This window comes from Lentzea sp. NPDC037011 (assembly GCF_055607425.1).
Window position 1 is genome coordinate 534770 of record NZ_JBVJRT010000004.1, and the last position, 18692, is coordinate 553461.

Consider the following 18692-nt stretch of genomic DNA (forward strand, 5'->3'; position numbering starts at 1 on the left):
CCCGCCATGACCACCACCACCGCGGACAACGCCGTCGAACTGTCGGTGTCCGGGATGACCTGCGCCGCCTGCGCCACCCGGATCGAACGCAAGCTGAACCGGGTCGACGGCGTGCGCGCCACCGTCAACTACGCCACCGAACGCGCGATCGTCCAGCTGCCGCAGGGGATGCGCACCGACGACGCCGTGCAGGTCGTGCGCGCCGCCGGGTACGACGCGGCCGTGGCCGGGCAGGAGCCCGGTGACGACGTCGTCACCGGGCTGCGGCACCGGCTGGTGGTCGCGGCGGTGCTCGCCATCCCGCTGGGCAACCTGTCGATCAGCCTCGCGCTGGCGCCCGCGCTGCGCTTCCCCGGCTGGGAGGCGGTGTGCGTGCTGCTCGCGCTGCCGGTGGTCGCGTACTCGGCCTGGCCGTTCCACCGCGCGGCGCTGCGCAACCTGCGGCACGGCGCGTCGAGCATGGACACCTTGGTGTCGCTGGGCGTGCTGGCCTCGTTCGGGTGGGCGGTGTGGTCGCTCGCGGCCGGGCCGTCCGGGCCGGGTCACTGGCTCGGCTTCGGCGTGACGGCGGAGGGCGCGGACGCCGTCTACCTCGACGTGGCCGCCGGTGTCACGACGTTCCTGCTCGCCGGCCGCTACTTCGAGCTGCGGTCGCGGCGCTCCGCAGTGGGTCTGCTGACAGCGCTCGCGGGCATCGCGGCCAAGGACGCCAGGGTGCTGCGCGACGGCGTCGAGACCACGGTCCCCGCGGCGCAGGTGCTGGTCGGCGACCTGGTGGTGGTGCGACCGGGCGAGGCACTGCCCGCAGACGGCGTCGTGACAGAAGGGTTCTCCGCGGTCGACACGGCGACCATGACCGGCGAGCCCGTCCCGGTGGAGGTGGGTCCGGGCGCACCGGTCGTCGGCGGCACGGTCAACAGCGCCGGGCGGCTGGTCGTGCGGGCGACGGCGGTCGGCGCCCACACCCAGCTCGCGCAGATGCGGGCGCTGGCCGAACGGGCGGCCGAGCGCAAGGCCGCCGTGCAACGCCTGGTCGACCGGGTGTGCGCGGTGTTCGTGCCCGTCGTGCTGGTGCTCTCCGCGCTGACGCTGGCCGGGTGGCTGCTCACCGCCCACTCCCCGCGCGAGGCGTTCACCGCTGCGGTCGCGGTGCTGATCATCGCCTGTCCCTGCGCGCTCGGCCTCGCCACGCCGACCGCGCTGATGGTCGGTGTGGCACGGGCGGCACAGCTCGGCGTCCTGGTGAAGGGGCCGGAGGCGCTGGAGGCGACCCGCGGTGTGGACACGGTCGTGCTGGACAAGACGGGGACCGTGACGACCGGCCGCATGGAGGTCGTGGAGACGTGGGCGCTCGGGGACGAACGAGTGCCGGGGCCGGAGGCCGTACACGACGACCCGCCCACCCTCACCGACCACGTGCTTCGGGCTGCGGCTGTGGAAGCCGCCTCCCAACACCCGCCCACCACCGCCGACCACGTGCTCCGCGCCGCAGCCGCCGTGGAAGCCGCCTCCGAGCACCCCATCGGCGTGGCCATCGCCGCCGCCTGCTCGGACGCACCCGCGGTGACCGCGTTCGAGGCCCTGGTCGGTGCGGGCGCACGGGGCGAGGTCGAGGGCGTCGCCGTGGTCGTCGGTTCCGCGGAGCTCATGGCACGGCTGCGGCTCCCGGTCCCGCCGGCGGCGACCGAGTGGCTGGCGGGTCTCGGCGCGGCGACCGGGGTGCTGGTCGCGCGCGGCGGTGTGGTGGTGGGCGGCATCGCCCTGCGCGACACGGTCCGGCCGTCTGCCAGGGGTGCGGTCGCCCGCCTGCACTCGCTCGGTCTGCGCACCGTGCTGCTGACCGGCGACCACGACGCCGCGGCCAGGGCCGTCGCCGCGGAGGTCGGGGTCGGCGAGGTGGTCGCGAACGTGCGGCCCGCGGACAAGGTCGCCGTCGTGGAACGGTTGCGCGCGCAGGGCCACCGGGTCGCGATGGTCGGTGACGGCGTCAACGACGGGCCCGCACTTGCCGCCGCCGACCTGGGCATGGCGGTCGCGCACGGCAGTGACATCGCCGCGCAGGCCGCCGACGTGGTGCTCGTGCGCGACGACCTCGGCGCCGTCGCGGACACGGTCGTGCTCGCCGGGCGGACGCTCGCCACCATCCGGGGCAACCTCGTCTGGGCGTTCGGCTACAACGCCGCCGCGCTCCCCCTCGCTGCCTTCGGGTTGCTCAACCCGCTCATCGCGGGCGCGGCCATGTCGTTGTCGTCGGTGCTGGTGGTCGCGAACAGCCTGAGGTTGCGCAACGCGCTCGGGAACCGGACCGACCTCACGGCCGACTCCTAGGACGACACCGGACCTGGGAGGCCACCGTGGAACGACGGACATTCCTGCGCGCATCGGCGCTGTCTCTGGGGATCACGGGCGCGGCGGGCGCCACCGCGTCGGCGGCGCAGCCGCTGCGCGTCCAGGTGCTGCTGTTCGACGGCGTGGAGGAGCAGGACTTCGTGGCACCGGTGGAGGTGCTGGGGCTGGCCGGTCGGATGTCCGGCGGTGCCGTCGTGACCACCCAGGTCACGCCCGGCCGGCCGGGCACGGTCACCTGCACGTACGGCACGAAGGTCGAGGTCGCGCGCGGCTGGTCACCCGGCGAGGCCGACGTGCTGGTGGTGCCCGGCGGCGGGTACGCCGCGCGGACCGGCCCCGGTGTGCACCGGCTCATCGGCGACCAGGGCTTCCTGCGCCGGCTGGCCGGGGCGGACGTGCTGCCGGTGGGCATCTGCACCGGGACGATGGTGCTGTCCGCGGCGGGCCTCACCCGCGGCCGCAACGCCACCACGCACAGCGGCGCGAAGGCCGACCTCGCCGCGCAGGGGGCGACCGTGGTGAACGCGCGGGTGGTCGACGACGGCGACCTGATCACCGGCGGCGGCATCACGTCCGGCCTGGACGTCGCGCTCTGGCTGGTGGAACGGTTCGTCGGCGCGCAGACCGCGCAACGCGTCGAGACCGTGCTGGAGTACGAGCGCAGGGGCACCGTCTGGCGCAAGTGACGGTGGACCGGGAACTCCTCGGCCTCCGATCCGACCACTACCTGAGCAAGGAGTCCCCGAACAACCCGAGGCGCAACAGGATGTCCCGCACGAAGAAGAATCCCGTCACGGCACGCCGCGGCGTGTCGCTCAACGTGGTGCTGACCGCCGTGGTCGTGCTGCTCGCGGCCGCCGTGTTCGGCGGTGTGCTGCTGTTCCAGCGCGATGGCGCCGAGGACAGGACCGCCGCGCTGGTGCCCGCCGGTGCGCACACGCTCTCCAAAGTGGACGGTGACGGGGTGGTGCTGGTCGAGTTCCTCGACTTCCAGTGCCCGGCCTGCTCCGCCTACTACTCCGGCGTGACCAGGAAGCTGGAGGACGACTACCGGGGGCGCGTCACCATCGTGCCCAGGAACCTGCCGCTGGAGATGCACCCGCTGGCGCTGCCCGCGGCGCAGGCGGCCGAGGCGGCGGGCCGGCAGGGCAAGTACGCCGAGATGTACCACGCGCTCTACGGCAACTACGACCGCTGGGCGGTCGACGGCCAGAACACCAGTGCGGACCGCGACCGCGCGATCGGCCTGTTCGAGCAGTTCGCCACCGCCGCCGGGCTCGACCTGGACCGGTTCCGCGCCGACATGGCGTCCGCGGACGTGCGGGCCGCGATCGACCGCGACGTGGCCGACGCGCGCAAGCTCGGGGTGCAGAGCACGCCGACGCTGTTCCTCAACGGCGAGCAGTTCCAGCCGTCGGGCAAGTCGTTCGCCGACGTCGACCGCGAGCTGCGCGCGAAGATCGACGCGGCGCTGGCCGGATGAGCCGCCCGCTGGCGTGGCTGTACGTGGCCGGCGGCGCACTCGGGTTCGCCGCGTCCGCCGTGCTCACCCTGGAGAAGCTGGCGCTGCTGCGGAACCCGGCGCACGTGCCCACGTGCTCGCTGAACCCGGTGGTGTCCTGCGGGCCGGTGATGGACAGCCCGCAGGCGGCGGCGTTCGGGTTCCCCAACCCGCTGCTCGGCATCGCCGGGTTCGCGGTCGTGGTGACCACCGGGGTCGCACTGCTGGCCGGGTTCGCGCCGCCGCGCTCCTACCGGCTCGCCCTCAACGCGGGCACCGGCCTGGCCGTGGTGTTCGTGCACTGGCTTGTCGTCGTCAGCCTCTACGACATCCACGCGCTGTGCCTGTACTGCATCGTCGTGTGGATCGTCGTGATCCCGTTGTTCTGGTACACCACCCTCGACACCTGGCCACGCCTCGCGCCGTTGCGCCGCTTGCACAGCACTGTGCTCGTGCTCTGGTACGCGGTCATCGTCGCGTTGGTGCTGCACGCGTTCTGGGACTACTGGGTGACGGCGTGACGGCCGTCCTGGCGACGGCCGCGATGGCCGTGTCGATGCTGCAGCTGTTCGTGCTGGGCGCGCTGGGGCCGGTGCTGGTCACCGACCTCGGCGTGGCGCAGTGGCAGCTCGGTGCGCTGGTCGCGGTGGGGTTCGCGGTGGCGGCGCTGCTGTCGCTGCCCGCGGGGGCGCTGGTGGACCGGGTCGGGGCGCGGCGCGGGCTGGCCGGGGTGTTCGTCGTCAGCGCGGTGGCGCTGGCGGTGCTGGCGGTCGCCGGGTCGGTGTGGTGGATCGCGGCCGGGGTGGCGCTGGGCGGGGTGCCGCAGGCGCTGGCGAACCCGGCCACCAACAAGGTGGTCGTCGCCGCCGTGGCACGGGAGCGGCTCGGGGCGGTGACCGGGTGGAAGCAGTCCGGGGTGCAGCTCGGCGCGTTCGTCGCGGGCGTGCCGCTGGCCGGTGCCGCCGCGGTGGTGGACTGGCGCTGGGGCGTCGGGGTGCTCGCGGTGCTGTGCCTGGTGGGCGCGGTGCTGACCACACGGCTCGCGGTGCCGGCGGTTCCGGCCCAGCGCGGGCGCGGGCGGGTGGGTGGCCGGGTGCGCGCGCTGGCGGTGTTCTCGCTGGCGCTCGGCTTCGGGCTGGCGTCGGTGAACACCTTCTTCCCGCTGTACGGCGTGGACCGGCTGGAGCTGCCGGCACCCGTCGCGGCGTGGTCGATCGCCGTGGTGGGGCTGGTCGGCATCGCGGGACGGGTGTGCTGGAGCGCGGCGGCGGGGCGGTCGGGTGACCCTGCCGCCGTGCTGCCGTTGCTGGCGCTCGGGGCCGTCGTCTCGGTCGCGGTGGTGGCGCTGGCCGAGCACGTGCACTGGCTGGTGTGGTTCGGTGCGGCGGGGATCGGGGTGTTCGCGGTGGCGGGCAACGCCGTGTCGATGGTCGCGGTGCTGCGGGCAGTGCCGCAGGGGCTGGCCGGGCGTGCGGCGGCGGTGGTGTCGGCCGGGTTCTTCTCCGGGTTCGCCGCCGGGCCGCCGATCACCGGGCTCGTGCTGCAGCAGGCCGGTTACCCGTGGCTGTGGGGTGTCGTCGGCGTGGCGTTCGGGCTGGCCGCCGCCGTGGGCGTGCTGGTCGTCCGGCGCACCGCGGTGGCGGTGTGAGCGGCTGGGCGCACGACCTGGTGCGCCGGCTGTGCGACCGGGTCGACGAGGCCGAAGCCGCGGCGGGAGAACGGTTTCCGCTCTACCGCCACGACGGGCGGTGGAAGACCTCGGCCCGCGGGTCGTGGACCGGCGGGTTCTGGGCGGGGCTGCTGACGCTGCGGAGTCTCGCCACCGGCGTCGGTGACGTCGCCGCGGTGCGGGACCGGCTGGACGTCTGGGCGGACGCGGACACGGTGCTGCGCGGCATGATTTTCTGGTACGGCAGCGGCGCGGAACGGCTGGGGACCATCGCCGCACGCCCCAGCACGGCCCTGGTCGCGGACCGGCTCGCGCGGTGCTACGACCGCGAGTTGGGCGCGGTTCCGTGGGGCACGGCGCTGGCCCCCGACGGACCGCCCGTGCGCGCGGACGGGGCGGCCGGGCTCGTTCCGCTGCTGAACGCCCACGGCCACCACGCCGTCGCGCGCTGCCATCAGCAAGCGCACCTGGCACTGGACCCGGACTGGCCGCGCGGCAAGGCGTGGCTGCAGCTCACCCACCCGCGTCCGGCTTGGACCGTGTCCACACAGGACAGTTCGGCGGTGGCGATCGCCGCCGTGGCGTTGCTGAAGGCCGGTCGGCGCGAGGAGGGCGAACGACTGCTGCGCACGTTGCCGGACGGTGCTGAGTACGACGGCCTGACCGGTCTTCAGGTGGTGTGGGGCGACTTCTTCACGTTCCTCGGCGCCGCGCTCCTCACCGGTCTGGTGCCGCCCGACGCCTGGTGAGCAGCCGCCGTCCGGTGGTCGCGACGTGCAGCTCGTCCGCGCCGTCGAGGATGCGGGCGGCCCGTGCCACGCGCAGCAGCCGCGGCAGACCCGTTGCGGCCATGAGCCCTTCCGCCCCGTGGACCTGGACCGCGGCGTCGGCCGCGGTGTTCAGCGCCCGTGCGGCGGCGACCTTCGCGAGGCTCACCTCGACCGGCGCGCGCTCACCGGCGGCGACCAGCGCGGCCGCCTCGCGGGCCAGCAGCCGGGCCGCGCGCACCTCCAGCTCGGACTCGAACGCCAGGCGCTGCACCAGTTGCCGGTCGGCCAGCACGCCGTCGCCGAGCGCCCGCGCCACCGCACGGTCCGCGAGCAGGTCGAGGCACCGCTGCGCCTGCCCGACCCAGCGCAGCGCGCGCAACGTCCGCCCGAGCGCGAGCCGTTCGCCGGCGAGCCGCATCCCGTTCCCCTGCTCACCGACGAGGTGCGTCGGTGGCACGCGGACCGCGTCGAACGAGATCTCGTGCTGCCCGCCCGCACCGAGGACGTCGAGCTCGCGGTCCACCCGGAACCCGCCTGCCTGCACGGCGACGACCGAGAAGCCGTCGCCGGTGCGGGCCACGACCAGCACGAGGTCCGCGCGGGCCGCACCGCTGGTGAACCACTTGCGGCCGGTGACGGTCCACCAGCCGTCCGCGCCGCGCTCGGCGGTGGTGCGCAGCCCGGACGGGTCGGAGCCCGCGACCCCCGGCTCGGTCATCGCGTAGCTGACGTGCGCGCGCCCGGCCACGAGGTCGGTCAGCACGGCGTCCCGCAGCTCCGGATGTGCGTGCGCGGCCAGCATCCGCGTGTTCAGCAGGCTCGACGAGCCCACGACGTCAGGGCCGTGGTCGCTGCGCCCCTCGTCCTCGGCCTCCGCGAGGTAGCCGGCCAGCGGCTGACCACCGCCGCCCAGCTCGACCGGCAGCGGCCGGGCCCACAACCCGGCCTGCTTGGCGAGGTCGCGCAGTGCGAGACCGCCGCCCGCGTCGAGCTCCGGTTCGGCGGGGATCACGACCTCGTCCACGAACCGCCGCAACTGCGTGTCACCTGTCACCGGCACATCACACCACCGTGGGAACCCGAATGGGCGCGCGTACGACCTCTGGGTCATGACGGAAGCCACAGCACTGCACGCCTTGGCCCTGGAAGGCGCGACCGCGTCGGTCTCGGGCACGAGCGCGGCGGCACGCGTGCTGCGCGCGCACCTCCGCGCGCTGGGAGCGGAGGTGCACACCGGCTTCGCGGAACGACCCGCCGAGGCAGTTCTGGTGCTGGACGGCGGTGATCGGCACGAGGTGGTCGTCGACTGGGCCGGTCCGGTGGACGTCCCCGGTCTGCGCGACGAGGCGACCGTCCAGGCCGCGTGCGGGGTGATGCACGTGCACGGCAGGCGGTCCGGCTCACCGCGCGGCCTCGGCGTGGACCACTGCGGCACGGCGGCCGGGGTGCTGGCGGTGACGGGGTTGCTCGCGGCGGTGCTGCGGGGCGCGCCGCGGGTGCGGACCAGCGTGGCCGAGGCGGCGTTGCTGACGGTGTCCCAGTACCTCGCCGCAGCGGGGGCGGACGAGGCGGAGGCGGTCGACCTGCGGCCCGGTGGACCGCCGTTCACCACCGCCGACGGGGTGCGGTTCGAGGTCGAGGCGCTGGTGCCCGAGGTGTGGGCGGCGTTCTGGGCGGCGCTCGGCACGGACTCCGCCGCGGTCCGCGCGGGCTGGCGGCCGTACCAGTTCCGCTATGCCACGGCGACGGCGCCGATTCCCGAGGCCCTGCACGCGGCGACCCGCGTCGTCACGTTCGCGCAGATCGCCACCGCCGCGGCGGTGAGCGGGGCCAGCGTCTGCCGGGTGCACCGTCCTGTTCAGCCGCTCGAACGGCCGTGGAGCATCCGCCCCACGGCCGGCGTCGCGACGCGCACCGGCGACGACCTGGTGGTGTACGAGGCGGGCCGGCGCATCCAGGCACCGATGGCTGCGCACCTGCTGGGTCTGCTGGGCGCCAAGGTGATCCGCGTCGAACCGCCGGGCGGTGACCCGTTGCGGGGCATGCCGCCGATGTGCCGCGACCTGTCCGCCCGCTGGCTCGCGCTCAACCGCGGCAAGGACGCCGTCGAGGTCGACCTCAAGGACCCCGCCGATCGTCAACGGCTGCGCGACCTCTTGGTGGACGCGGACGTGTTCCTGCACAACTGGGCGCCGGGCAACGCCGAGAGGTGGCGGCTCACGGCGGCCGACCTGCCGGACGGACTGGTGTACGCCCACACGTCCGGCTGGGGCGGCGGCGACCTCGTGGACCCGCCGCTGGGCACCGACTTCATGGTCCAGGCCCGCACCGGTCTGGCCGAGCTGGTGCGCCCTGCCGACGAGGAGCCCGCGCCGTCGCTGATGACGCTGGTGGACGTGCTCGGCGGCCTGATCGGCGCCGAGGCCGTGCTCGCCGGGGTGCTGACCCGGCGGCGCACCGGTCGCGGCGTCGCCGTCGAGAGCAGCCTGCTCGGCGCGGCCGGTGCGTTGCTCGCCGGCGCGAAGTCCCGGCCCTCCCCCGGTTTCCGCGTTCCCGTCGACGGCCGGGTCGGCGGCGTGGACGTGCTCACCGACCTCGCGGCGCTGCCGGGTGACCCCCACTTCGCCGCCGTACTGGGCCGCGACGACCGCGGCTGTCCCGCTCTCGGCTCCCCGTGGAGGTTCCTGTGACACTCGCCGCGACCACCGCCGTGCGGCACCTGGCGGACCTCGTGCCGTACGAGCTCCGCCGCGGCTGGGCCGCCACCGGTCTGTACCGCGACCGCGACCTGTACTCGTTGTTCCGCGAGCACGTCCTGGCCAGTCCCGGCCGCGTCGCCGTCGTCGACGCGCAGGGTGAGGTCACCTACGGCGAGCTCGACCTGATGGCCCGCTCCCTGGCGGCGGGCCTCGCGGGCATGGGCGTGGAACCGGGTGACGTCGTCGGCATCCAGCTGCCCAACGGCCGGCTGGCGTGCGCGTTCGACCTCGCGGTGGCCGCGCTGGGTGCCGTCGCGCTGCCCTACCCGGTCGGGCGCGGTGACCGGGAGGCGGCGAGCCTGCTCAGCCGGTCCGGCGCGGTCGCCGTGGTCACGACGACGCGCTACGGCGACTACCCCTGCGCCCAGCGGACCCGCGCGCTGGCCGGCGAGCTGCCCGAGCTGCGGACCGTGATCGCGGCGGGCGACGGCGTGGTGCCGGCGGGCTGCGTGCCGGTGGCGGCGCTGCTGGCCGCCCACCCGGCCCGGTTCACCCCGGCGTCCCCCGACCCGGACGGACCCGCGCGCATCCTCGTCACCTCCGGCTCGGAGGCAGCGCCGAAGATGGTGCTGTACTCGCACAACGCCCTCGTCGGCGGTCGCGGCCGGTTCATCGGCGAGCTGATGGGCGGCGACCCCGAGCTGCGGAACCTCGTGCTGGTGCCGCTGGCGTCGTCCTACGGCAGCAACGGCACGTCCGTCACGCTCGCCGTCCACGGCGGAACCCTCGTGCTGCTGCCCAAGTTCGACGTCACGGCCGCGCTGGCGATGGTCGAACGCGCCCGCCCCACGCACGTGCTCGCGGTGCCCACCATGCTGCGGATGATCGCCGACTCCCCCGACCTCGACCGGTACGACACGTCCAGCCTGCGCGTGGTCGCACTCGGCGGCGCCGCCCTGGACGCCACGACCGCCGCACGCGTCCGCGACAGGCTCGGCTGCATGGTCGTGAACGTCTACGGCTCGGCGGACGGCGTCAACTGCCACACCGCCCTGGACGACCCGCCCGGCCACGCCGACACCGCGGGCCGCCCCAACCCGTTCGTCGCACGCCTGCGCATCGTGGACGACACCCTGCACGACGTGCCGCCCGGCGCGGTCGGCGAGATCATCGCGCTCGGCCCGATGTCACCGCTGTGCTACGTCGGCGCACCCGAGCTGAACGAGCGCTACCGCACGCCGGACGGCTGGGTGCGCACCGGCGACCTCGGCCGCATCGACGACGAGGGCTACCTGCACGTGGTCGGGCGGCGCAAGGACGTGATCATCCGCGGTGGCCTGAACATCAGCCCCGCCGAGGTCGAGGCGCTGCTCGTCACGCACCCGGCGGTGCGGGACGTGGTGTGCGTGCCGGTGCCGGACGACGTGCTGGGCGAACGGTTGTGCGCCTGTGTCGTGGGCGATCCGGCGCTCGTGCTGGAGGACCTGACGGCACACCTGTCGGCGCAGGGGCTGGAGCCGCGGAAGTTCCCCGAGCGGCTGGTCGTGGTGGACGCGCTGCCGCTGGGCGCGGCCGGGAAGGTGGACCGCCGCGCCGTGCAGGACCTCGTGCGGCGGTCGTGAGGCGCGCCCGGCGGACGGGCCGTCCGCCGGGCGCATGCCCCGTCAGGCCTTGAGGGCCTTCGAGATCTCCGCGGCGTTCGCCGTGAACACGCCGAGGAGGTCGAGGTCCTCCCCCGGGTAGTTCACGATCCGCACCTGCCGCGCGGCCGAACCGGGCAGCACCGTCCCGGTCGACATGTGCGCGTTGTCGAACACCAGGTCCGGCTGCTTGCCCGCGAGCTCGGCGAGCTGCGCCGGGGTGACCGGCTGCGGGCCGAACGTGCCGACCACCTCGGCGCCGGTGACCGCGGCCATGTACGCCACGAACGCCTGGCTGACCACCTTCGGCGCCTTGCCGCCGGGGAACGAGCCGCGCACCTGCTGCTCGACCGACTTCAGCGTGGTGTCGAACTCCGCCAGCCACTTCTCGGCCGCGTCGGTGGTGCCGAGCAGGCCGGCCAGCCGCGTCACCTCGGCGCGCACCACCTCCGGTGCGTTCTCCAGCTTCACCGCCTCCACCTGCGCCGCCCCGCCCGCGGCCTCCTTCAGCCGGGGCGCGAACCCCTCGAACTCCGCGTACAGCACCAGGTCCGCGCCCGCGACGGCGGCGAGGTCGGACGGTTTGGGGTCGTAGTCCGCCGCGTGCGCCACGGTCGCCGGCACCACGACCCGCACGTCGGTCGCACCTGCGGCCTTGGCCAGCGCGGCCTCCCACGCCGTGGCGGCGACGACCTTCTTGCCCGCCGGGGCGGCCGGGGACGCGGGCTGGGCTCCGCCGCCGCAGGCGGTCAGCGCGAGCACCGCGCCGAGCACCACGAGCTTGGTCTTCACGGGTCAGGTTCTCCTCATCGGCGACAACTGGGCCAGCAGAGCGATCACGCCCGCCAGCAGGACGAGCACCGGACCGGGTGGCTGGTCCAGTGCGAGTGCGAGCAGCAGACCGCCGACGGCCACGACGAGGCCGATGCCGACCGACGCGACGACCATGCCGGTCAGGCCGCGGCCGATCCGCCGCGCCGCCAGCGCGGGCAGCAGGGTCAGCGCGTCCACGAGCAGCGCGCCGGTCAGCTTGATCGCCGCGGCGATCGACACCGCGATCACCACGAGCAGCGCCGCGGTCAGCGGTCCGGTGCGCACACCGGAGCACGCGGCGAGCTCCCTGTCGTGCAGCAGCAACGCCAGATCCCCGCGACGCCACCAGAACAGCGCCGGAATGGCCACCGCCAGCACCCCGAGCACCACCAGGTCGACCGGCCGGGTCGACAGGATCGAGCCCCACAGCAGCTCGAACGCGCCGTTGGCGTTCACGCCGGAGATCGACAGCACCAGCAGCGCCACGGCGATGGCGAGGCTCATCAGCAACCCCATCGCACCGGACAGCCCCGCCGACGTCGTCGCGAACGGCGCCAGCCCACCGCCGGCGAGCGCGCACAGCGCCAGCGCCCACAGCAGCGGGTCGGTGCCGGTGAGCAGGCCGATCGCGCTGCCGAGCAACGCCACGTGCATGATCGCGAACCGCACCGGGTAGATGTCGAGGCCGACGACCAGCACCCCGACTGGCGGCAGCGCGACGGCACCCAGCAGCAGGCCGAGACCCGCGCGCTGCACCGGGACCAGCGCGAGCAGCTCCGCGATCACGCCACGTCCCGCAGCCGCCCGGCGGCCATCTCCACGACCCGGTCGCACGCGTCGGCCACGGCCCGGTCGTGCGTCGCCACCAGCACCGTCACCGGCAACGCCGCGATGACCGCCGCCGCTTCCTCCTGGCCCGCGAAGTCGAGCGCCGCGGTGGGTTCGTCGGCCAGGAGCACGCCCGCTCCGGCGGCCACGGCCCCGACCGCCCGCGCGAGCCACGCCCGTTGCGCCTGACCACCGGACAACGTGTGCACGCCACGGGACTCCACCCCGGCGAGCCCGAGCCGTTCCGCCGCCGCACGCGCCGCCTCGCCGTGACCGCTGCTGTCGAGCAACTCACCCAGCAGCAACGGGAATCGCCCCGCCGACCGCAGCTGCGGGATCCACGCGACCTCGGCCCGCCTCCGGCGCCACTGCGCGGCGTTGCCGGCCCGCACCCCGCCGACCTCCACCACGCCGTCCGCGATCGGCTGGAACCCCAGCACCGCGCGCAGCAACGTCGACTTGCCGGAGCCGTTGGTGCCGATCAACGCCACCCGCAGCCCCGCGGGCACGTCGAGGTCGACGGCATGAACGGCGGTGTGCCTGCCATAGCGGCAATGCACACCTCGGAACAGCAGGGACGACGCGGTCACGTGCCACAGGTCGTTCACCCGGCCGGGTCAGTTCCCGGCAGTTGTCAGCCGACTTCGGTGGCGTCCTGCCCGGCGGCCCTGACCAGGTCCTCCCGCGCCCGCGCCACCCGCGACCGGATCGTGCCGATCGGGCAGCCGACGACCTCCGCGGCCTCGGCGTACCCCAGCCCGAGCACCTGCGTGAGCACCAGCGCCTCCCGCCGGTCCTCCGCGAGCCCGTCGAGCAGCACGTTGAGCTCGACGATCGCCGTGAACCCCGACGACGTGCCCTGCCCCCGGTCCGCGGCCTGAACCCAGTCGACGTCCGCGGACACCCGCGGCCGCGACTGCGCCATCCGCACCTGGTCCACCACGACCCGCCGCGCGATCGACAACAGCCAGGTCATCGCCGACGACCGCGCCTCGAAGTTGCGCAGGCTCGGCAACGCCCGCAGGTACGTCTCCTGCGCCAGGTCGTCCGCGACGCCGACGTCCGCGAGGTGCGCGACGAACCGCCACACGTCCCGCTGCGTCGCCCGCACGAACCGCTCGAGGGCAACCCGGTCACCCCCGCGTGCCTGCAACGCCCAGCGGGTCACCTCGTCATCGGGGGAGTTCACGAGGCCGCATCGTAACGGCCACCGTCCGGTGACCTCACCGGCCATTCGGACCCGCTGGGCCACGTGCCGGACCCGCGTCCGCCGAACCGTTCACAGATCACCGGGAACCAACTGGGCCGGATGACCGACAATGTGCATGTGGACTGCAGCACCTGCCGCGAAGCCCTGTCCGCCCGCCTCGACGGGGAAGACGAGGGCGTGCCCGCCGAGGAGGTGGACGCGCACCTCGGCTCCTGCGCACCCTGCCGCCAGTGGCAGGAGACCGCCACCGCCCTGACCCGCACGCTGCGCGTCCGCCCAGCCGCACCGGCGCCGGACCTCGCCGCGGCCGTCCTCGACGCCACCCCCGCACTCACCCCACCCGCACCGCGGGCGTGGCTGTCGCGGGCCCTGCTCGGCGGGGTCGCTGTCGCACAGCTCACCCTCGGGCTCGCCCAGGTGCTGGGCACGGGCTCCGCGGCGCACGGCGGGCACACGACCGGTGTGGACAGCAGCCACCTGTTCAACGAGAGCACGGCCTGGAACCTGGCCCTGGGCCTCGGTCTCCTGTGGACCGCGCTGCGGCCGGCGGCAACGGCGGGCGTGCTCCCGGTGACGGCGGCTTTCGTGGCCGTGCTGGTGCCGTACTCGGCGAGCGACCTGGTCAACGGAACGGCGACCGCCGGCCGGGTGCTGTCGCACTCGTTGCTGGTCATCGGGCTGGCCTTGCTCGCGGTGGCGCACTTCCGCGATCGGGGGCCGGGTGGGCGGGTCTCCTCCGGTGGCGAGTCCGGCGGAGGCTTTGCTGACGAGGCGTCGCGGGCTGAGCAGCCTGCGGCTGGGCGGGCCGCGGCTGGGCGGCGGGTCCGGTTGCGGCCGGTGAACCGGCGCCGGGCGGCGTGACCGGGCGCCGGTCGGCGTGAACCGGTGCCGGTCGGCGTGAACCGGTGCCGGTCGGCGTGAAGCGGTGCCGGTCGGCGTGACCAGGCGCCGGTCCCGTGAGGAGCCGCTGCCGCGTCAGCCCTCCAGCGCGTCAACCCACCCGCGCGTCGCCCGCCTCGGTGTTGGCGAGCCAGCCGGCCATGCCCTGCGGGTTCCAGTCGTACGCCTCGTACCTCTCCACCACCGTGCGCACGTGGTCCGCCGGGGTTCCCGGCCACGCCTCGAAACCGGTCCCGCCGAGGTCGCCCGCGACCATCAGTCCACCCAGAACCACGTACTCGACCACGGCGACGGCGATCGGTTTGAAGTCCTCGCCCACGGTCTCGCGCGCCCAGCCGATCGGCAGGTCGGCGTGCACCCAGTCGGTGAGGCCGTCGATCAGCATCTCGGTCGCGATGGACTCGACGACGTTCTCCATGTGATGGCACTTCCTGGCTGTGCGGGACCGTCGCACCGTTGTAGCACGACGGCCCGCAGCGCGCTGCACATCAGCCGGTCGTGCAGGTGCTCCCGTTCAACGAGAACGCCCCCGGCGCCGAGTTCACCCCGCTGTACGTCCCGTTGAACCCGATGCTCACCGACCCGTTGGGCGCCAACGTCCGGTTCCAGGCGAGGTTCACCGCCGTGACCGCCGCACCGGACTGCGCGAACGTGGCGCCCCACCCCGGCAGCGTCAGCCGCTGCCCGTCCGCGTAGCTGAACGCCAGCGTCCAGCCGTCGACCGGGGCGGCACCGGTGTTGGTGATGGTCACACCCGCCGTGAACCCGTTGCCACCGCCCCAGTTGTAACCCGAGTACGCGACCTTGCAGCTCGCCGAACCCGCGCCCGTCGTCACCGACACGACCGGGGAGTCGGCGGAGACGTTGCCGGTCGTGTCCTTGGCGCGCACGCGGTACCGGTACGTGGTCGAGGCGGTCAGACCGGTGTCGGTGTAGGTGGCCGACGGGACCGAACCGACCAGGGCGAACGCAGCCGGGCCCAGGGCGCGGTAGACGTCGTAGCCGGTGACGCCGACGTTGTCGGTCGAGGCGGGCCAGGTCAGCGTCAGGCCGGTGGAGGTCACGTTCGACGCGACCGGGGCACCCGGAGCGGACGGCGGGACGGGGTCCACCGCGCCGCCGAAGATCGTGGCCTCCTTCGCGGTCTGGCGGATTCCGTTGGCGCCGTTGAGGAAGCGCTCGCCCCACGGGGTCAGTGCGGCCGGGTCGAAGGAGGTGGTCATGTCCAGGTAGGCGACGTCGCTGCCGTTGCCGCTCCACGACCAGCCGAGGTAACCGAGACCGCGGGCCTGCGCCTGGGCCATGATGGTGTCCTCGTCGGGGTCGCCGTCGCTGTGGTCGAAGCCGAACTCGCCCACCACGAGCGGCAGGCCCGCGGTCTGGAACGCGTCGAAGTAGGCGTTGATCTCGACCGCGGTGTCGTAGACGCCGTACATGTGGATGGAGAACACGGTGTTGCGCAACGGGTCGGCGGCGAACACCGCTGCCGCGCCGTCCCGCATGACGTTCTGCCAGTCCTGGCCCCACATCGGGGCGTCCGCCATGATCAGGTGGTGCAGGCCGGCGCCGCGCAGGCGGGTGATCGCGCTGCTCGTCGCCGTGGCCCACGTGGCGCTGACCTGGGCGTTGTTGCCGAACGGCTCGTTGCCGAGGTTGATGACGACGTAGTTCTCCTGGCCCTTCAGGGCGTCCGCGACGCCGAGCCAGTAGGTGGCGGCCTGGTCGAGGCTCGCGGCACCGCTCTGCTCGCCGTAGCCGGTGGTGTCGTGGACCTCCAGGACGCAGATCATCCTGTTCTGCTTGCACAGCGCGATGACGGACGACACCTCGGCGGCCGGGGTCGGGCCCCACCGCTGGCCGCTGCCGAGCACGACGCGGACGGTGTTGGTGCCGAAGGACTTCATGTCCGCGAACGCCCTGGTCCGGTTCGGGTACCAGACGTGGGCGTGGTTGACGCCGCGCATCACGAACGGGGTGCCGTTCGCCTCGACGACGCGGGTGCCCTCGACGTGCAGGCCGGGCGCGGCCGGGGGTTGCGTCCCGAGAGCGGCCACCACGGCCGGGTACCAGCGGCTCTCGATCTTCTGGATGCCGGTGGTGGTGTTGGGGTGGACGCCGTCGGTGGTGTCGGTGGCGGTGCTGAAACCGGTCCACTGGTCGACGACCGTGATCGGTGAGGCCGTCGTGCTGTTCGCCCTCGCCCAGGCCGGGATGGCGGCGTTGAGGTCGGCCACGCGCTGGCCGCAGGCCGGGCAGCCGGAGGGGTTCATCGGGATGAGCTGGGCCACGACCAGCTTCACCGCCGGGTTGGCGGCGCGCATCTGGCCGAGCATGGTGGTGTAGGCGTTGAGGATGGTCTGCGCCGGGATGTTGTTCCACACGTCGTTCGTGCCGAGGTGCATCAGCACGACGTCCGGCCGTGCGGTGGCCAGCCAGCCGGGGAGCTGGTTGTCCCGCACGATGTTCGTGGCGAGGATGCCGCCGTGGCCCTCGTTCTCGCCGTCATAGGGGAAACCGCAGCCCGGCGCCGGGAGCGAGCCGACGAAGTCGACGCCGGTGTGACCGGTGTCCTGCAGGTGCTTCCACAGCAGCGCACGCCAGCAGCCGGGTGAGCCGGTGATCGAGTCGCCGAGGGCCATGATCCGAACGGGTGCGGCGGCGCCGACGGGCGTGGGAGCGACGACCGCGCAGGCCGCCAGCACCAGGACGGCCACCACCGCTCGGAGGAGTCTGCGGGCCACCACGACCTCCTGAGGTGTTCGACAGGGGAGGACATCTTCTGGGAGCGCTCCCGGAGTGGGACTGTAACCACGGCGGATCAAGCGACCACACCGCCGACTGGCCCCACCGGGACGCGCAACACCGGTCGATGGCCGTTCGACCCGTTCGACACCTGCTCCGTCGAACGGCGCACCCGAATCGACGATCAAGTCTGGAAAACGCTTTCCACATTGCTGCACAACACTTCTCACCCTTGCGCGCGCCAGTACGCCGGGCCATCCTGACCGCTGTGGACCCGCGACGAAGCGTGCTGCTCCCAGTGGTGGTCACCGCCGTCCTGGCCGGACGGGAGCCGCGGCAGGAGGTCGTCCACGGCGGTGCGACGCTCGACGACGACGGGTCGCTCGCGTACAGCTCGACCGGCGTGCTGCCACCGGGCAGCGCCGTCACCGGAGCAGCGGTCCGGGTCGGGCACGGTGACGCCCTGCACGTCACCGACATCGACCCGAACCGCCCCGGTCTCGAAATCTTCATGGTCCACGAGGGCGCGCGTCCCCTGCCCTCGCGCGGAAAGGTCGCACCATGATCAGGACCCTGCTCGTCGCGGTGGCGGTGCTCGCGGGCACCGCCGTCGCGGCACCGGCGGCCACGGCGGCCGTCACGAGCCCGCCCACCGATCCGAACGCCCGCTACACCGGCCGCTGGAACACGAGCTCGGCCGGCGCCTACGTGTCCGAGTGGGCGGGTGCGCACGTCGTCATCGGGTTCACCGGACGGACGGTGAAGCTCCGGCAGCGCGGCACGATCGACTTCTTCGCCAGCATCGACGGCGGCCCCGACGTGTCGTACGTGAACCGAAGCGGGACGGTCGACCTCACGCCTGCCCCACTGGCCACCGGCAACCACACCCTGCGCGTGTCCTACCGCCCGATCGCAGGCTCCTACAAGGGCGACGCGGTGTACCAGGGCATCGAGATCGACACCGGCGCGCGGACGTTCGCGCCCGCCGTGCCCGCGAAGACCATCGAGTTCGTCGGCGACTCGATCACCGTCGGCCAGCAGTCGTCCAAGCAGGCGCTGACCGCGTACGGCTGGCTGACCGGCGAGCGGCTGAAGGCCGGCCACACCCAGATCGCTGTGGGCGGCGCGTGCCTGCACCCGGCGGCGGACGGGTGCCTGAGCATGCGCGAGGGTTTCCTGCGCACCGGTCTCGCCCTGAACGCCCCGGCGTGGAACTTCGGCCGTTACCGGGCGGACGCGGTCGTGATCAACCTCGGTACCAACGACGTCGGTCACAGCGTCACCAAGGAGCAGTTCCGCGCCTCCTACGTGACGCTGCTGCGGCGGGTGCGGGAGAAGTACCCGACCGCGGCGGTCTTCGCGCTGGGCACGTTCCGCAAGCGGTACCTGCCGGAGACGCAGGCGGCCGTGCAGGAGGTCATCAACGGCGGTGACGGCCGCGTCTGGTTCGTCGACACGACCGGCTGGATCGTCGAGGCCACCGACACGACCGACAACGTGCACCCCAACGACCAGGGGCACCGCAAGATCGCCGACCGCCTGGCGCCGATCGTCGCCGCGAAGTTCTGAGG

18 protein-coding genes are annotated in these 18692 nt (G+C 73.8%); 11 read left to right on the forward strand and 7 right to left on the reverse strand.

Annotation, left to right across the window (positions count from 1 at the left end; all coding sequences use genetic code 11):
* The first annotated feature begins 6 nt into the window (after positions 1–6).
* The 6 genes from ACZ7CH_RS14295 to ACZ7CH_RS14320 are packed head-to-tail and all read left to right on the forward strand — an operon-like array spanning position 7 to position 6268.
* Positions 7–2328, forward strand: a complete 2322-nt coding sequence (locus ACZ7CH_RS14295) for a heavy metal translocating P-type ATPase (protein ID WP_470374071.1) — start codon at positions 7–9, stop codon at positions 2326–2328.
* Positions 2329–2354: 26 nt separating this feature from the next.
* Entirely contained in the window at positions 2355–3035 is a 681-nt protein-coding gene (locus ACZ7CH_RS14300; protein WP_470374072.1) for a DJ-1/PfpI family protein, read from the forward strand.
* On the forward strand, positions 3032–3832 hold the full coding sequence (locus ACZ7CH_RS14305) for a DsbA family protein (RefSeq protein ID WP_470374073.1): 801 nt from the start codon (positions 3032–3034) through the stop codon (positions 3830–3832). Before ACZ7CH_RS14300 ends, ACZ7CH_RS14305 begins: the two co-directional genes overlap by 4 nt.
* A complete protein-coding gene (locus ACZ7CH_RS14310) occupies positions 3829–4371 on the forward strand; it encodes a vitamin K epoxide reductase family protein (RefSeq protein ID WP_360383924.1) in 543 nt (180 codons plus the stop codon). The genes ACZ7CH_RS14305 and ACZ7CH_RS14310 overlap by 4 nt, the downstream gene beginning before the upstream one ends.
* Positions 4368–5498, forward strand: a complete 1131-nt coding sequence (locus ACZ7CH_RS14315) for an MFS transporter (RefSeq protein ID WP_470369104.1) — start codon at positions 4368–4370, stop codon at positions 5496–5498. Before ACZ7CH_RS14310 ends, ACZ7CH_RS14315 begins: the two co-directional genes overlap by 4 nt.
* A complete protein-coding gene (locus ACZ7CH_RS14320) occupies positions 5495–6268 on the forward strand; it encodes a hypothetical protein (protein ID WP_470369103.1) in 774 nt (257 codons plus the stop codon). The genes ACZ7CH_RS14315 and ACZ7CH_RS14320 overlap by 4 nt, the downstream gene beginning before the upstream one ends.
* Here the strand turns inward: ACZ7CH_RS14320 and ACZ7CH_RS14325 are convergent.
* Positions 6237–7343, reverse strand: coding sequence for an acyl-CoA dehydrogenase family protein (locus ACZ7CH_RS14325; RefSeq protein WP_470374074.1), 1107 nt, complete (start codon positions 7341–7343; stop codon positions 6237–6239). The two genes, ACZ7CH_RS14320 and ACZ7CH_RS14325, sit on opposite strands and share 32 nt — an antisense overlap.
* A 55-nt stretch (positions 7344–7398) precedes the next feature.
* Here ACZ7CH_RS14325 and ACZ7CH_RS14330 point away from each other — a divergent pair, with 55 nt between their 5' ends.
* Positions 7399–8979 (forward strand): CoA transferase, encoded by a 1581-nt coding sequence (locus ACZ7CH_RS14330; protein ID WP_470374075.1) that lies wholly within the window; start codon positions 7399–7401, stop codon positions 8977–8979.
* Positions 8976–10610, forward strand: a complete 1635-nt coding sequence (locus ACZ7CH_RS14335; protein WP_470374076.1) for an AMP-binding protein — start codon at positions 8976–8978, stop codon at positions 10608–10610. The genes ACZ7CH_RS14330 and ACZ7CH_RS14335 overlap by 4 nt, the downstream gene beginning before the upstream one ends.
* 42 nt (positions 10611–10652) lie before the next feature.
* Here the strand turns inward: ACZ7CH_RS14335 and ACZ7CH_RS14340 are convergent, their stop codons facing one another.
* Genes ACZ7CH_RS14340 through ACZ7CH_RS14355 form a run of 4 tightly spaced genes read right to left on the reverse strand, consistent with a single transcriptional unit; the run spans position 10653 to position 13503 of the window.
* Positions 10653–11420 (reverse strand): metal ABC transporter solute-binding protein, Zn/Mn family, encoded by a 768-nt coding sequence (locus ACZ7CH_RS14340; protein ID WP_470374077.1) that lies wholly within the window; start codon positions 11418–11420, stop codon positions 10653–10655.
* A gap of 3 nt (positions 11421–11423) precedes the next feature.
* The gene (locus ACZ7CH_RS14345) at positions 11424–12227 is read right to left on the reverse strand and encodes a metal ABC transporter permease (protein WP_360383943.1); all 804 of its coding nucleotides are present in this window, start codon (positions 12225–12227) and stop codon (positions 11424–11426) included.
* Positions 12224–12877, reverse strand: a complete 654-nt coding sequence (locus ACZ7CH_RS14350; RefSeq protein WP_360383945.1) for an ATP-binding cassette domain-containing protein — start codon at positions 12875–12877, stop codon at positions 12224–12226. The genes ACZ7CH_RS14345 and ACZ7CH_RS14350 overlap by 4 nt, the downstream gene beginning before the upstream one ends.
* A gap of 26 nt (positions 12878–12903) precedes the next feature.
* The gene (locus tag ACZ7CH_RS14355; protein ID WP_458434410.1) at positions 12904–13503 is read right to left on the reverse strand and encodes a sigma-70 family RNA polymerase sigma factor; all 600 of its coding nucleotides are present in this window, start codon (positions 13501–13503) and stop codon (positions 12904–12906) included.
* Positions 13504–13596: 93 nt separating this feature from the next.
* Here ACZ7CH_RS14355 and ACZ7CH_RS14360 point away from each other — a divergent pair, with 93 nt between their 5' ends.
* Complete coding sequence (locus ACZ7CH_RS14360) at positions 13597–14340, forward strand: zf-HC2 domain-containing protein (protein ID WP_470374078.1); 744 nt, start codon at positions 13597–13599, stop codon at positions 14338–14340.
* Between the two features lie 130 nt (positions 14341–14470).
* Here the strand turns inward: ACZ7CH_RS14360 and ACZ7CH_RS14365 are convergent, their stop codons facing one another.
* Complete coding sequence (locus ACZ7CH_RS14365) at positions 14471–14797, reverse strand: hypothetical protein (protein WP_470374079.1); 327 nt, start codon at positions 14795–14797, stop codon at positions 14471–14473.
* Positions 14798–14867: 70 nt separating this feature from the next.
* Positions 14868–17120: a cellulase family glycosylhydrolase gene (locus ACZ7CH_RS14370; protein WP_470374080.1), complete on the reverse strand. Its 2253-nt coding sequence runs from the start codon at positions 17118–17120 to the stop codon at positions 14868–14870.
* Positions 17121–17389: 269 nt separating this feature from the next.
* Here ACZ7CH_RS14370 and ACZ7CH_RS14375 point away from each other — a divergent pair, with 269 nt between their 5' ends.
* Both ACZ7CH_RS14375 and ACZ7CH_RS14380 read left to right on the forward strand, forming a co-directional pair.
* Entirely contained in the window at positions 17390–17686 is a 297-nt protein-coding gene (locus ACZ7CH_RS14375) for a rhamnogalacturonan lyase family protein (protein WP_458432468.1), read from the forward strand.
* The gene (locus tag ACZ7CH_RS14380) at positions 17683–18690 is read left to right on the forward strand and encodes an SGNH/GDSL hydrolase family protein (protein WP_470374081.1); all 1008 of its coding nucleotides are present in this window, start codon (positions 17683–17685) and stop codon (positions 18688–18690) included. The genes ACZ7CH_RS14375 and ACZ7CH_RS14380 overlap by 4 nt, the downstream gene beginning before the upstream one ends.
* The last annotated feature ends 2 nt before the right edge of the window (positions 18691–18692 follow it).